Below are 13,594 nucleotides of genomic sequence, written 5' to 3' on the forward strand. Positions count from 1 at the left end.
CGCTCTCTGGCGGGGTTTTGCGCGGTGCTTGCAATTCCGGCGAGCGCATCTATCATCCCATTGTTCCAACAAACGGGGGCATCCCAGATGTACAAGTTCGAAATCTACAAGGATAAGGCCGGCGAGTTCCGTTTCCGCTTTAAGGCTCCGAACGGCCAGATCATGTTCTCGTCCGAGGGCTATTCGGCCAAGTCTTCCGCCGTCTCCGCCATCGAATCCATCAAAGCCAACGCTCCCGGCGCGACGACCGACGACCAGACGGTGGCCCTCGCCTGAGTGATTTCCCCTCCCTTCATGCTTGCGACATAATCTCTAGAGCCGCGATCGCCTTGAACATGCCTGGCATGTGTCATACGCGGCATTGAAGTGATGCGCGCCTGAAGGATAGTGGAATGATCTATGTCGATGCCGATGCCTGCCCGGTCAAGCCGGAAATCCTGAAAGTGGCCGAACGTCATGGTCTTGAAGTGACGTTCGTCGCCAATTCCGGCCTGCGACCCTCCCGCGATCCGATGGTACACAATGTCATCGTTTCCGCCGGCTTCGACGCCGCCGATGACTGGATTGCCGAGCGTGCGGACACAGGCGATGTCGTCGTCACGGCGGATGTGCCTCTGGCGGTCCGCTGCGTCGCCAAGGGCGCGCTCGTCACGGGTCCCAGCGGCCGTGTTTTTGACGACACGAATATCGGGATGGCCTCCGCCATGCGGGATCTCGGCGCGCATCTGCGCGAGACCGGCGAGAGCAAGGGCTACAATGCCGCCTTCACCGCCCGCGACCGGTCCAAATTTCTCGAAACCCTGGACAGGCTTTGCCGTCGCGCCAAATCGGGCGCCTGAGGAGTCTCGACGATGACCTCGCTGTGGCAAAGATTGAGGCATCAGCGGCACGGCCCTTTCTATGCCGGCACCGTCGTTGCGCTCGTCTGCCTGCCCTTTCTGCTTTTCTACGCGCCGAGGCTCGCTCCCGGCGTGACGGTGGTCGTCTTCTTCCTGATCTATCTCGGGCTGATGGCGGAGCGCATTCCCCGGCTCACGCCGGCACTCCTCAGGCGGCGCGCCGAGCGTGATGACGAGCCCGCCCCCGTCATCCTCGCCGTCACCCTTCTGGCGGTCGTCGCTGCCATCATTTCCCTTTTCAGCGTCCTCAATCGCCAACTCCCCGCCGGCCCTGTCGAGATCGTGATCGCCTTCGTTTCGGTGGCGCTCGGCTGGCTCACCATCCACATCATGTTCGCGATGCACTACGCCCATCTCTATTGGCGCCCGGAACCGGCCGTCGAGGCTGAGCGCGGGGGTAAGGGCAAGCGCGGCGGCCTGACCTTTCCCAGAACAGCCGATCCCAGCGGCTGGGAATTCCTCTATTTCGCCTTCGTCATCGGAATGACCGCCCAGACTTCCGATGTCGTGATCACGACCACCGCCATGCGCCGTATCAACCTGGTGCATGCGGTCGTATCCTTCTTCTTCAACACCGTGCTCGTCGCCGCCTCGGTCAACGCCGTCGTCGCGCTGGCGGGCTGATATGCAAGGGAACTTCCGATGAAGATAATTTCGCAAACCACCGCCTTCGGCGGAATGCAGGGCGTGTTCGCGCATGATTCCGAAGCCTGCAATTGCGAGATGACCTTTGCCGTCTTCGTGCCGCCCAAGGCAATCAACGAGCCCTGCCCGGTTCTGTGGTATCTCTCGGGCCTCACCTGCACCCATGCCAATGTCATGGAAAAAGGCGAGTATCGCCGGCTAGCGGCCGAACTCGGCCTCATCATCGTCTGCCCGGATACCAGCCCGCGCGGCAACGACGTGCCCGACGAACTCACCAATTGGCAGATGGGCAAGGGCGCCGGATTCTATCTCGACGCCACGGAAAAGCCCTGGGCGGAAAACTACCGGATGTACGCTTACGTCGCGGAAGAGCTACCGGCGCTCGTCAGTCAGCATTTCCGCATCGACATGGAGCGACAAGGCATCTTCGGCCACTCCATGGGCGGTCATGGCGCCATGACCGTCGCGCTGAAAAATCCCGAGCGCTTCAAGAGCTGCTCCGCCTTCGCGCCGATCGTTCAGCCCTCCACCGCCGACTGGTCGGCGCCCGCCTTCGAAAAATATCTGGGGCCGGATAAGGCCACATGGCGGTAATACGATGCTTGCGCGCTCGTCGAGGACGGCGCCCGCTTCCCGGAATTCCTGATCGATCAGGGCAAGGCCGACGGATTTCTCGAAACCGGCCTGCGTCCCTGGCTGTTCGAAGACGCGGTCAAGGGAACGGATATCCGCCTGACGCTCAGAATGCACGAGCGCTACGACCACTCCTACTATTTCATCTCGACTTTCATGGACGACCATCTCCGCTGGCACGCGGAGCGATTGGGATAGTCCTCACGGAAACAGAGCCGTCGCGAGCGTCGTTCGTCCCTGCTCCCTCAGCCGGAATTCCGCCGCGATGCGCCGCGCAATCCTTTCCGCCAGAATCTCGTCGCCATTCGCCCGGTCGAGCGCGAAGGCGGATACCTTGAAACCGCCGTCGGCAATCGGTTCTCCATTGCCGACCGCGATCGCCTCCACCCTCACCCTCGCCTCGTGCCGGCCTCCGATGACGAGCGGCACATAGGCGGTTCGGTCGATCCGGACGGCCAGGATGGCGCGCGGCAGCGAAACCTGCCTCACGGTCGCGTGGATCGCCTGGTCCACCAGCCGGTCGGTTTCCGCCACCAGTTGGCGGGAGACATCCGCCTGCGCCGTCACGATCGCGCTGCGCACGTCATAGAGCAGGTTTTCCGGCGGCATGCCCGCCTGTTCCATCCGGAACGACATCAGCGGCAGAACGCAGGACAGGACGAGAAAATGACGAAATAGACGACGGTACATCGGAAATCCGCAGAAACGGCTTTTCCGAATGTTCCCAGATCGGGGTTAGAGAAGAATTAAGCGGCAGCTTTCAGCGCGGCGAACACCTTCACCGCCGCCTGCATCTCCTCGTGCCGCTTGGCGCGGCGATGCTCGGCTTCCGCATCGATGCCCCAGTGCTCGTTGGTCCAGTCCTCGTCGAGATGCGCGAGGGTCCAGGCCTCTTCGGCCGTGATGCGGCCCTCGGCAAAGGCAAGCGCAAGCAGAGCGGACCCCGTGAGCGTCGTCACCGTGTGCAGGCTGGCAAGTTCGATCGGCGTATCGTATTTCCCGAGCGTCACCGCCAGGGCAGCGATCGCCTCTTTCGGCTGCTCCTGCGGCATGATGCCCTCGATCAGGATGAAGCGCGCGCCGCGCTCGTTCGCCGCCCAGTCGATGATCGGGTCCCATTGCTCGCTCTGCCGGGCGACGAGGTTCTCCGGCCCTTCGGCCCGGTAGCAGAGCATATCGCTTGCGGAGAAGCGCAGAATGTCCTCGAAAACGGCTTGGGGGTCGGCCGCCACGCCATCGATCGCCGTATTGACGAGCCGCGTCACCGGCATGGTGGCGGGGTCGATCACGTCGGCTTGAGCCGCCCACTCTTCGCGCAGCAGTTCGCCGAGCGCCGCGGTCGGCACCGCAAGCGGCTTCTTTGCCGGGGTCTTGACGGCGCGTCCGTCGAGATGGACCGCATGGCCCTCCTCGCCTTCCACCACCGTCACGTCCTTGTAGAAGCGTTTCGGCAACGGCTTCTGCATCTGGATCTGCGCCCGCCGCGTCGGGTCGGCATGGCTCAGCACCTCGGAAGGATCGGGAAAGATGTCACGCATGAGAATATTCCAGGCCGATATGGCTCAGCAGCTCGCTCGGATGATGGACGATCGCGTCGGCGCCGGCCTGCCTCAATTCCTCGACCGAGGCATAGCCCCAGGCCACGCCGATCGCGGTCGCGCCCGCAGCCTTCGCCATCTGCATATCGTAGATCGCGTCGCCGATGACAAGAGTATCGGCCGGCTTCATGCCGGTCTCGTCGCAGCATTCCGTCACCATTGCGGGGTGCGGCTTGGAGGGGCAGTCGTCCGCCGTCCGGCCCACCACGAAATATTTGTCGAAGCCGTGGGTCTCCATGATGAGATTCAGCCCGCGCCGCGATTTGCCGGTAACCGCGCCGATCAGCAGGTCCTCGCGCGGGCCGATCGCATCGATGACCTCGCGGATGCCGGGAAACAAGGGCTCGCGAAAATCGAGGTCCTGCCGCACGACGGAGAACAGCGATTTGTAATAGGCCGTCATCTCGACCGCTTCGTCGTCGACATGCTCCTTGCCCTGCATACGGGCGATCGCAATGTCGAGGGTGAGCCCGATGATCGCCTTCGTGGTTTCAACCTTCGGCTCGGGTTTGCCGAACTGCGCAAAGGTGCGGCGCATGGTTTCATGGATCAGCCCGGCGCTGTCGACCAGCGTGCCGTCGCAATCGAAAAGCACCAATTTCATCGGTCGTCGTCTCTCAAACCGTTTTCCATGTCGAACCCCAAAAGGTTCCAGCTCTGAACCATATGCGGCGGCAGCGGCGCCGTGACCCTCAGCCGCCCGCCATTCGGATGCGGAATGTCGATGTGGCGGGCATGAAGGTGCAGCCGCTTCTGGATGCCCCCCGGGAAGGGCCAGTTGTGGTCGTCGTCGAAATATTTCGGATCGCCGATGATCGGATGACCGATATGCAGCGCATGGACGCGAAGCTGGTGGGTACGCCCTGTATAGGGTTCCATTTCCAGCCAGGCGAGCGTCTGCGCCGCCGTCTCCAGTACGCGATAGTAGGACACCGCGTGATCGGCGCCGTCTTCGCCATGCTTGGCGATGCGCATGCGGTCGCCGTCCGGCGTCTGTTCCTTCACCAACCAGGTGGAAATCTTGTCCTCGTGCTTGCGCGGCACGCCCTTCACCAGCGACCAATAGGTCTTCTTGGTGTCGCGCTCGCGGAAGGCGGCCGTCAGCTTCTGCGCCGCGCCGCGCGTGCGGGCGATCACCAGCACGCCGGATGTATCGCGGTCGAGCCGGTGGACGAGGCGCGGCTTCTCGCCCTTCGGGCTTATCCAGGCGTCGAGCATCTGGTCGATATGACGCGTCACGCCCGAGCCGCCCTGAACGGCAAGCCCGGCCGGCTTGTTGAGAACGATCACCTTGTCGTCCTCGTGCAGCACCATGCGCTGCAACAGCTCATAGTCGCCGGCGTGCTTCAGGTCCTTGCCTGCGATCGGTCCGGCCTTCTTGGCATCCACGTCCATCGGCGGAATGCGTACCATCTGTCCGGGCTGCACGCGGGCATCGCTCTTCACGCGGCCGCCGTCGACACGCACCTGGCCGGACCGCAGCAATTTCTGCAATGCGCCGAAGCCGAGGCCGGGATAATGCACCTTGAACCAGCGGTCCAGGCGCATGCCTCCCTCGTCCGCCCCGACGCGGATATGCTCGATGCCTGACATCAAAGCTCTTTCGTTATTTAAAAGGTTCGTGGGTCCTTAGAACATTACCCGCCCGAGCGCCAGTCCGGCGAAGACGGCGCCCAGCGAAACGACGATGCTCGCGCCGATATAGGCCGCACCGACCAGCATCGCGCCCCGCTCGAAGAGCGCCACAATGTCCAGCGAGAAGGCCGAAAACGTCGTGAACCCGCCGAGGAAACCGGTGATCAGCAGAAGCCGCATTTCTGGCGAGGCACTGAACCTGCGCACGATGATTTCCGCCAGGAGGCCGATCATGAAGGAGCCGATCACATTGACGGCGAGCGTCCCCCACGGAAATGCCGCTCCCAGGTGCCGGAGCGTCCAGAGGCCGACGAGATAGCGGCAGACGGAACCGATGGCCCCGCCGAGGGCAACGAGCAGAATGTGGTTCATGGAACCCATGTAAGCCAAAAAGAAAAAAGGTGAAATCGGTAAAATGCCGGCTTTTCGGTTAAGCGGTGAACAAACCGCGGCGGCTTACCTTCTCCCGAATGGAGAGAGGGTTACTATGACGCTGGTGGTGAGTGTTTCGGCCAATACGGCTGCCTATGCGGCGGAAACGCTGCGGCATGCCCGGCGCGTGTCGGTGAAGGATCAGGTTGCCGACACCAAGGCCGATGCCGATCGCAACATACGCCGGGCCGAAAACGTCAGCGACCCCGCAGCCCCCGGCCTCGTTCCTCCGGCCGCTGTCTCCATCGACGTCCTGAGTTCCGGCCGCCAGCCGCAGCAGCAGACGACATTGCGCCAGGCCGAAGCCGCCTATCGCGAGCTGGATTTCTGAACCCCGCTATCGCTCGCCGGCGAAACGAAGCGGCAGCCCGTCGAACCGCTTGATCTCCTTGAGAACGAAGGTCGTCTGCATTTCCTTGATGCGCGGAAGCCGACGCAGCGTCGACATCGCGAAATCCGCATAGTGGTCGAGGTCGGGCGCCACTACCTGCAGCAGGAAATCCGCGTCCCCCGCGATACTGTAGCAGGCCACCACCTCTTCCAGACCGATGACCTCCGCCGCGAAGGATTCTGCCTCCTCGGCGCTGTGGCTGTCGATCTTCACGCGGATGAAGGCCAGCACGCCGAGCCCTACCGCGCGCCGGTCGAGCACGGCGCGATAGCCCTGTATCACGCCGTTTTCCTCAAGCTGGCGCACCCGTCTCCAGCTCGGCGAGGTCGAAAGGCCGACCCTTTCCGAAAGCGCCTGGTTGGTCAGGCGGCCGTCCTCCTGCAGGGCTTCGAGGATTCGCAGGTCTACCGGCTCAAGCTCATTTTCCACAATTCTTCACCTCAAGTGCCGTGATTTTCGGTAGAAGCTACCAAAATTGAGGCAAAGGGAAAATCAAAAGGCAGGATCGCCCCGGAGATCGGCTGTAATTTCGCGGTCCAACCCTCACGGAAGATATCCAGATTGCCATGAACGACGACATCCGCCTCGCGATTATCGTGAACCCTGCCCTTTCCCTCGGCTTCCTCGCAAACACGGTCGGCGCCGTCTCCATCGGCCTCGGGGCGAAGCTGCCGCTTCTCGCCGCCCGGCAGCTGGCGGATCGCGATGGCCGCGCCATCGATATCAGCTCGAACCGCCCCGTTCCCATCCTCCAGGCCGATACGGATACGATCCGCTCGATCATGCTGAAGGCGATCGACCACGCCGAGCGGCAATCGGTGGTCGCCTTTCCGGCTTTCGCCCGTTCGCTTCACGACTATAGGGAATACGAGGCCGCGTTCCCGGATCGCGACCTGACGCAGGAAACCATAGACGGCCTCGGCATCGCCGGTCCGGCGAAATGGGTGAAGTCGCTGACCGGCAGCCTCAAGCTGTTGCGTTAAACAACACGCTCTTGGGCTGAATATGAAAAGGGCCGCGATCGAGCGGCCCTGTTCCGATCAGTTATGCTGGTGCCCGCCGGGTCCGGCCGCTTCCACCGGCAACACGAGGTCGACGCTGCCGGCCTTTTCGAATGTCAGCGTCACCGGCACGCTCGCGCCCTGCTTGAACGGCTCCTTCACCTTCATGAACATCAAGTGCAGGCCGCCAGGGGTGAGCTCCACCGTCTTGCCGGCCGGAACGGGAATGCCCGTTTCCAGCTTGCGCATCTTCATCACCTGCCCCTGCATTTCCATCTCGTGCAGCTCGACGGCGCCAGCGATGGAAGAGGATGCGGAGACCAGCACGTCATCCTCGCCTCCGTTGTTCTTCACGGTGAAATAGCCGCCGCCGACCGGCTGGCCGGGCAGCATCGCCTTGGTGAAGGCGCCCGTCACTTCGAGGTTTCCGATTTTCACCGCCTCCCCATGAGCCGGGGGAGCCGCGGCGTGATCTCCGTGGCCGGCATGTTCGCCGTGCCCCTCTTCCGCCTTTGCCGCGACTTCGATCACCGGCGCCGGGCTTTCCAGCGAATGCGGATTGATCCCTGCTGCGGCAACCTCATCCCATGCGACCCGGCCATCCGTTCCGCAGAGCTGAACCGTCGGGAAGGCAAGCGCGGTGCCGACCGCAACGCCCGAGATTTTGCCGCGAACGACGAAGGTATCGTAGTAGGCATCCGGCAGGTCGCCGTTCTTCCAGCGGATTTCCACCGGACCGGACGTCACCTTGTCACCATGGTCGTCATAGGCCTTCGCGTAGTCGCCGGAGATGATCTCCAGTTCCCAGCCGGGCTTCGGCTGCGGCTTGGCGAGAACGAAACCTTCCGGCAGCTTGATCTGCACCTCGGTCGTCGCCTTGCCGTCGCAGCCGTGCGGCACCTGCAGCGCCGCTACGACATAGCTTTCCTCGGTCGCGGATGACTGGGTGAAGGTTGCGTGCGCCTGAGCCTCGGCAATGCCGGCGGCGGCGAAAATGCCCGTCAGGGCGATCATGTTGATGGTCTTCATCGGATGTCCTTTTCCGGCAATGGCGCATCTCGGCCATCGATCCGGGAATGATTTGATGCATTCGGGTAAAAGCGATCAGGCTGCCGGCGGTGGCGCGCGGGATTTCGGCCGCAGCAGCGGCCTTCGCCCAAGGACCTGCGCCTCGCCCGTCAGCGGGCTGAAAAGGAACGCCTGGCTCCTCGTAAGCCAGGCTTCGTCGCTCGGCTGCGGCAAGATGATCGAGCCGGTGAGCAGGCAGACCTCGCAGACAGGCCTTGCCGCCGGAAGCTTGTCGTGGCCGCCTTCGGTGCAGATTTCCGCGAAAGTGCCGTCCGGCAGCCGATAGGCCTCGTCAAAGGAAGCAAGCGGCGCGGCGGCGATGACCGGCTGATGGGCAAATCCGAGCGACAGCAGCACCGCTGCGCAGAGGATGCGCAAAAGCTTCGCCGCTGTCTTCATTCCACCCGTCATGCCCTCACCTGTTTGACCATGCTCCGATATCGCAGTTCCGGGGCAAGAGCAAAAGATGAATTGTCGCGTCCTCTCTTCCCATGCATTGAAGTGACGCGACGAAAATCTTGCTGACAGCGACATTTGGCTCTTGCCAAGCGGATACCCTCGCCGATAATGACGGCCAGCCCGCTGGGAGAAGCCGCTTCGATGCGGTGCCGAAGGAGCAACCGCCCCGGAAACTCTCAGGCAAAAGGACCAGCAGGCAACCGACAGGACTCTGGAGAGAAGCCTCCGCAAGGAAGGCTCGCCGAAGGGATAACAATCTCAGGCGAAAAGGACAGAGGGGGCTCGAAACCGGCGCTTCACCGCGCCTGAAACTGAGCCGGCGCGCCGTTCGATATTGGGCGCCAAACCTGGAGGCGTCCCTTGGACGACAAGACCAGCGATCATACCGCTCTCAAGAAAACGCCGCTGCACGCGCTGCATGTTTCGCTCGGTGCGAAAATGGTGCCGTTCGCAGGCTATGACATGCCGGTGCAATATCCGGCAGGCGTGCTGAAGGAGCACCTTCAAACCCGCGCCGCCTCCGGCCTGTTCGACGTCTCCCACATGGGTCAGGTGATCGTCAAAGCGAGATCCGGCGCCTATGAGGATGCCGCGCTCGCCCTCGAAAGCCTCGTTCCGGTCGATATCCTCGGCCTCAAGGAAGGCCGTCAGCGCTACGGTTTCTTCACCGATGAGAACGGCGGCATTCTCGACGATCTGATGATTACCAATCGCGGCGACCATCTGCTCGTCGTCGTCAACGCCGCTTGCAAGGAAGCCGATATTGCGCACATGAAGGCGCATCTTTCCGGCTGCGACGTGACGCCGCTCGAGGATCGCGCGCTTCTTGCCCTCCAGGGACCGCGCGCAGAAGCAGTGCTCGCCGAATTCTGGCCGGATGTCACCGACATGAAATTCATGGATGTCTGCGACGCCAGCCTTCACGATGTTCCCTGCATCATCTCCCGCTCCGGATATTCCGGAGAAGACGGTTTCGAGATCTCAGTTCCCGCCGAAAGCGCCGAACAGATCGCCAAGGCTCTGCTCGAAGACCCGCACTGCATGCCGATCGGGCTCGGCGCGCGTGACTCGCTGCGCCTCGAGGCCGGCCTTTGTCTCTATGGCAACGATATCGACACCGATACCTCTCCGATCGAAGCTGCGCTCGAATGGGCGATCCAGAAGGCCCGCCGCAACGGCGGTGCTCGCTCCGGCGGTTTCCCGGGAGCGGGCCGTATTCTGGATGAACTCACGAACGGCACCTCGCGCCGCCGTGTAGGGCTGAAGCCCGAGGGCAAGGCACCGGTCCGGTCGCATGCCAAGCTTTACGCCGATGCGGAAGGCCGCCGGGAGATCGGCGAAGTCACGTCCGGCACATTCGGCCCCTCGGTCGAAGGCCCGGTCGCCATGGGCTACGTGCCGACCGATTTCGCTGAAGCCGGCACCCAGGTTTTCGCCGAGGTGCGCGGCAGATATCTGCCTGTCGCCGTCGCGGCTCTTCCCTTCATTACCCCAACCTACAAACGCTGAAAAAAGCTCCGGAGAGAGAACCATGCTGAAATTCACCGCCGAACACGAATGGCTGAAGCTCGAGGGCGATATCGCCACCGTCGGCATCACGAGCCACGCCGCCGAACAGCTCGGCGACCTCGTCTTCGTGGAGCTGCCGGAAGTGGGCGCGGAGCTTACCAAGGACGGCAATGCCGCGACCGTCGAGAGCGTGAAGGCTGCTTCCGACGTCTATTGTCCGCTGGATGGCGAAGTCACCGAGATCAATCAGGCGATCGTCGACGATCCGTCGCTTGTCAATTCGGACCCGCAGGGTGCTGCCTGGTTCTTCAAGCTCAAGCTGAAGAACGTCAGCGATGCCGATGCTTTGCTTGATGAATCCGCCTACAAGGAACTGATCGGATGACCGATAGCACCGATTTCCACTTCACCGATTACCAGCCGTACGATTTCGCCAATCGGCGGCATATCGGCCCCTCGCCGTCCGAAATGGCCGAGATGCTGAAGGTGATCGGCTATCCCTCGCTCGATGCGCTCATCGATGCCACTGTGCCCTCCTCGATCCGCCAGCAGGTGCCGCTCACCTGGGGTGCGGCGCTCACCGAGCGGGAAGCGCTCGACAAGCTGCGCGAGACCGCCAACAAGAACCAGGCGCTCGTCTCGCTGATCGGCCAAGGCTATTACGGCACCATCACGCCGCCGGTCATCCAGCGCAACATCCTGGAAAACCCCGCCTGGTACACGGCCTATACGCCCTATCAGCCGGAAATTTCGCAAGGCCGGCTCGAAGCTCTCCTCAATTTCCAGACGATGATCTGTGACCTGACGGGCCTCGACGTCGCCAATGCCTCGCTGCTGGACGAGGCGACCGCGGCCGCCGAAGCCATGGCGCTCTGCCAGCGCCAGGCGAAGTCGAAGGCGACCGCCTTCTTCGTGGATAGCGCCTGCCATCCGCAGACCATCGCGCTGATCGAGACGCGCGCCGCCCCGCTCGGCTGGACCGTGATCGTCGGCGACCCGATGACCGACCTCGACCCGGTCGACGTCTTCGGCGCGATCTTCCAGTATCCCGGCACCCACGGCCATGTGCATGATTTCTCGGGCCTGATCGCCCGCCTGCACCAGACTGGCGCGGTCGCAGCCGTCGCTGCCGACCCGCTGGCGCTGACGCTGCTCAAATCCCCAGGCGAGATGGGCGCCGACATCGCCATCGGCTCCTCGCAGCGCTTCGGAGTGCCGGTCGGTTACGGCGGCCCGCACGCGGCCTATATGGCGGTCAAGGATGCGCACAAGCGCGCCATGCCCGGCCGGCTTGTCGGCGTGTCGGTCGATGCCCGCGGCAACCGCGCCTACCGCCTGTCGCTGCAGACCCGCGAGCAGCACATCCGCCGCGAAAAGGCGACGTCGAACATCTGCACCGCCCAGGTGTTGCTCGCCGTTATGGCCTCCATGTACGGCGTCTTCCACGGTCCCGACGGGTTGAAGGCAATCGCCCAGCAGGTCCACAAAAAGGCCGTGCTGATGGCCAAGGGCCTCGAAAAGCTCGGCTATGTCATCGAGCCCGACACGTTCTTCGACACCCTCACGGTCGAGGTGGGGCATATGCAGGGCCTCATCCTGCGCGCCGCCGTCGCCGAAGGCGTCAACCTGCGCAAGGTCGGGAATACGAAAATCGGCATGTCGCTCGACGAGCGCACCCGCCCCGCGACGCTGGAAGCCGTCTGGCGTGCCTTCGGCGGCAATTTCAAGGTCTCGGATTTCGAGCCGGAATACCGCCTGCCGATCGCGCTTCTGCGCAAGTCGGAATACATGACGCACCCGATCTTCCATATGAACCGCGCGGAAAGCGAGATGACCCGCTATATCCGCCGGCTCTCGGACCGCGATCTGGCGCTCGACCGGGCGATGATCCCGCTCGGCTCCTGCACCATGAAGCTGAACGCGACGGCGGAAATGCTGCCGATCACCTGGCCGGAATTTTCCGACATCCATCCCTTCGTGCCCGCCGATCAGGCCCTCGGCTACAGGGAGATGATCGACGATCTTTCCCAAAAACTCTGCCAGATCACCGGCTACGACGCCTTCTCCATGCAGCCGAATTCCGGCGCGCAAGGGGAATATGCGGGCCTGCTCACCATCCGCAATTTCCACATCGCGAACGGCGACACGCATCGCGACGTCTGCCTCATCCCCACCTCCGCGCATGGCACCAACCCCGCCTCCGCGCAGATGGTCGGCATGAAGGTCGTGCCGGTCAAGGCGCGCGAGAACGGCGATGTCGATCTTGAGGATTTCCGAGCAAAAGCAGAGCAATATGCGGAAAACCTCTCGTGCTGCATGATTACCTATCCCTCCACGCACGGAGTGTTCGAGGAAACGGTCAAGGAGATCTGCGAGATCACCCACAGCCAAGGCGGTCAGGTCTATCTCGACGGCGCCAACATGAACGCCATGGTCGGCCTTGCCCGCCCCGGCGACATCGGTTCCGACGTCAGCCACCTGAACCTCCACAAGACATTCTGCATTCCGCATGGCGGCGGCGGTCCCGGCATGGGGCCGATCGGCGTTAAGGCGCATCTGGCGCCCTATCTGCCGGGTCACCCGGAAGCGGACGGCCGTGAAGGCGCGGTCTCGGCGGCTCCGTTCGGCTCGCCCTCGATCCTGCCGATCTCCTGGTCCTACTGCCTGATGATGGGCGGCGAAGGGCTGACGCAGGCGACCAAGGTGGCGATCCTTAACGCCAACTATATCGCCGCCCGGCTGAAGGGCGCCTATGACGTGCTCTACAAGTCCGAATCCGGCCGCGTCGCGCATGAGTGCATCATCGACACGCGCCCGCTCAACGCATCGGCCGGCGTCTCGGTGGACGATGTGGCCAAGCGCCTGATCGACTGCGGCTTCCATGCGCCCACCATGAGCTGGCCGGTGGCCGGCACGCTGATGATCGAGCCGACCGAGAGCGAGACCAAGGCCGAACTCGACCGATTCTGCGATGCCATGCTGGCGATCCGCGAGGAAGCCCGTGACATCGAGGAAGGCCGGATGGACAAGGTGAACAACCCGCTCAAGAACGCGCCCCACACGGTGGAAGACCTTGTCGGCGAATGGGATCGTCCCTACAGCCGCGAGCAGGCCTGCTATCCGCCCGGCGCCTTCCGGGTGGACAAATACTGGTCGCCGGTCAACCGCGTCGACAACGTCTACGGCGACCGCAACCTGGTGTGCACCTGCCCGCCGATGGAAAGCTACGCCGAGGCGGCCGAGTAGTAACCTTCTCCCACCTCCCCCTTGAGGGGGGAGGTCATCGCGTAGCAATGGGTGGGGGTGATGTCCGGTTCTGTTGGG

At 63.1% G+C, this 13,594-nt stretch carries 16 protein-coding genes, 1 pseudogene and 1 riboswitch; of the genes and pseudogenes, 9 read left to right on the plus strand and 8 right to left on the minus strand.

All coding sequences use genetic code 11. The features are described from left to right. Positions 1-87 precede the first annotated feature (87 nt). From ACE04I_RS10820 to fghA, 4 genes and pseudogenes are all read left to right on the plus strand, one after another. The gene (locus ACE04I_RS10820) at positions 88-276 is read left to right on the plus strand and encodes a YegP family protein (protein WP_046792219.1); all 189 of its coding nucleotides are present in this window, start codon (positions 88-90) and stop codon (positions 274-276) included. A 116-nt stretch (positions 277-392) separates the two neighbouring features. Further along, positions 393-839: a YaiI/YqxD family protein gene (locus tag ACE04I_RS10825; RefSeq protein ID WP_046792218.1), complete on the plus strand. Its 447-nt coding sequence runs from the start codon at positions 393-395 to the stop codon at positions 837-839. Between the two features lie 12 nt (positions 840-851). Then, positions 852-1,523, plus strand: coding sequence for a DUF1345 domain-containing protein (locus tag ACE04I_RS10830; protein WP_046792217.1), 672 nt, complete (start codon positions 852-854; stop codon positions 1,521-1,523). Between the two features lie 18 nt (positions 1,524-1,541). Then, positions 1,542-2,375 (plus strand): annotated as a pseudogene (gene fghA / locus ACE04I_RS10835) (S-formylglutathione hydrolase). 3 nt (positions 2,376-2,378) lie between these two features. On the opposite strand, the gene ACE04I_RS10840 reads toward fghA, so the two are convergent. Genes ACE04I_RS10840 through crcB form a run of 5 tightly spaced genes read right to left on the minus strand, consistent with a single transcriptional unit; the run spans position 2,379 to position 5,782 of the window. Next, positions 2,379-2,867, minus strand: coding sequence for a hypothetical protein (locus tag ACE04I_RS10840; RefSeq protein ID WP_046792215.1), 489 nt, complete (start codon positions 2,865-2,867; stop codon positions 2,379-2,381). Positions 2,868-2,923: 56 nt separating this feature from the next. Next, positions 2,924-3,715, minus strand: a complete 792-nt coding sequence (locus ACE04I_RS10845; protein WP_046792214.1) for an ATP12 family chaperone protein — start codon at positions 3,713-3,715, stop codon at positions 2,924-2,926. After that, positions 3,708-4,379, minus strand: a complete 672-nt coding sequence (locus ACE04I_RS10850) for an HAD family hydrolase (RefSeq protein WP_046792213.1) — start codon at positions 4,377-4,379, stop codon at positions 3,708-3,710. Before ACE04I_RS10850 ends, ACE04I_RS10845 begins: the two co-directional genes overlap by 8 nt. Beyond that, complete coding sequence (locus ACE04I_RS10855; RefSeq protein ID WP_046792212.1) at positions 4,376-5,368, minus strand: RluA family pseudouridine synthase; 993 nt, start codon at positions 5,366-5,368, stop codon at positions 4,376-4,378. Before ACE04I_RS10855 ends, ACE04I_RS10850 begins: the two co-directional genes overlap by 4 nt. A gap of 36 nt (positions 5,369-5,404) precedes the next feature. After that, positions 5,405-5,782, minus strand: coding sequence for a fluoride efflux transporter CrcB (crcB, locus tag ACE04I_RS10860; RefSeq protein WP_046792959.1), 378 nt, complete (start codon positions 5,780-5,782; stop codon positions 5,405-5,407). 115 nt (positions 5,783-5,897) lie between these two features. Between crcB and ACE04I_RS10865 the strand changes: the two genes are divergently transcribed. After that, positions 5,898-6,173, plus strand: coding sequence for a hypothetical protein (locus ACE04I_RS10865; RefSeq protein ID WP_046792211.1), 276 nt, complete (start codon positions 5,898-5,900; stop codon positions 6,171-6,173). Positions 6,174-6,179: 6 nt separating this feature from the next. On the opposite strand, the gene ACE04I_RS10870 is transcribed toward ACE04I_RS10865, so the two are convergent. After that, entirely contained in the window at positions 6,180-6,662 is a 483-nt protein-coding gene (locus ACE04I_RS10870) for an Lrp/AsnC family transcriptional regulator (RefSeq protein ID WP_137326758.1), read from the minus strand. 137 nt (positions 6,663-6,799) lie between these two features. Between ACE04I_RS10870 and ACE04I_RS10875 the strand changes: the two genes are divergently transcribed. Beyond that, on the plus strand, positions 6,800-7,216 hold the full coding sequence (locus tag ACE04I_RS10875; RefSeq protein WP_046792209.1) for a DUF2000 domain-containing protein: 417 nt from the start codon (positions 6,800-6,802) through the stop codon (positions 7,214-7,216). 57 nt (positions 7,217-7,273) lie between these two features. On the opposite strand, the gene ACE04I_RS10880 is transcribed toward ACE04I_RS10875, so the two are convergent. Both ACE04I_RS10880 and ACE04I_RS10885 read right to left on the minus strand, forming a co-directional pair. Further along, a complete protein-coding gene (locus ACE04I_RS10880; RefSeq protein WP_487207035.1) occupies positions 7,274-8,263 on the minus strand; it encodes a copper chaperone PCu(A)C domain-containing protein in 990 nt (329 codons plus the stop codon). Positions 8,264-8,338: 75 nt separating this feature from the next. Continuing rightward, positions 8,339-8,713: a hypothetical protein gene (locus ACE04I_RS10885; RefSeq protein WP_487207036.1), complete on the minus strand. Its 375-nt coding sequence runs from the start codon at positions 8,711-8,713 to the stop codon at positions 8,339-8,341. A gap of 162 nt (positions 8,714-8,875) precedes the next feature. Continuing rightward, a riboswitch (glycine riboswitch) is annotated at positions 8,876-8,963 on the plus strand. Positions 8,964-9,121: 158 nt separating this feature from the next. Between ACE04I_RS10885 and gcvT the strand changes: the two genes are divergently transcribed. Genes gcvT through gcvP form a run of 3 tightly spaced genes read left to right on the plus strand, consistent with a single transcriptional unit; the run spans position 9,122 to position 13,516 of the window. Then, positions 9,122-10,270, plus strand: a complete 1,149-nt coding sequence (gcvT, locus tag ACE04I_RS10890) for a glycine cleavage system aminomethyltransferase GcvT (protein ID WP_046792206.1) — start codon at positions 9,122-9,124, stop codon at positions 10,268-10,270. 22 nt (positions 10,271-10,292) lie between these two features. After that, positions 10,293-10,655: a glycine cleavage system protein GcvH gene (gene gcvH / locus ACE04I_RS10895; RefSeq protein ID WP_046792205.1), complete on the plus strand. Its 363-nt coding sequence runs from the start codon at positions 10,293-10,295 to the stop codon at positions 10,653-10,655. Next, positions 10,652-13,516: an aminomethyl-transferring glycine dehydrogenase gene (gcvP, locus tag ACE04I_RS10900; RefSeq protein ID WP_046792204.1), complete on the plus strand. Its 2,865-nt coding sequence runs from the start codon at positions 10,652-10,654 to the stop codon at positions 13,514-13,516. Before gcvH ends, gcvP begins: the two co-directional genes overlap by 4 nt. The last annotated feature ends 78 nt before the right edge of the window (positions 13,517-13,594 follow it).

Source organism: Rhizobium moroccans (genome assembly GCF_057559155.1).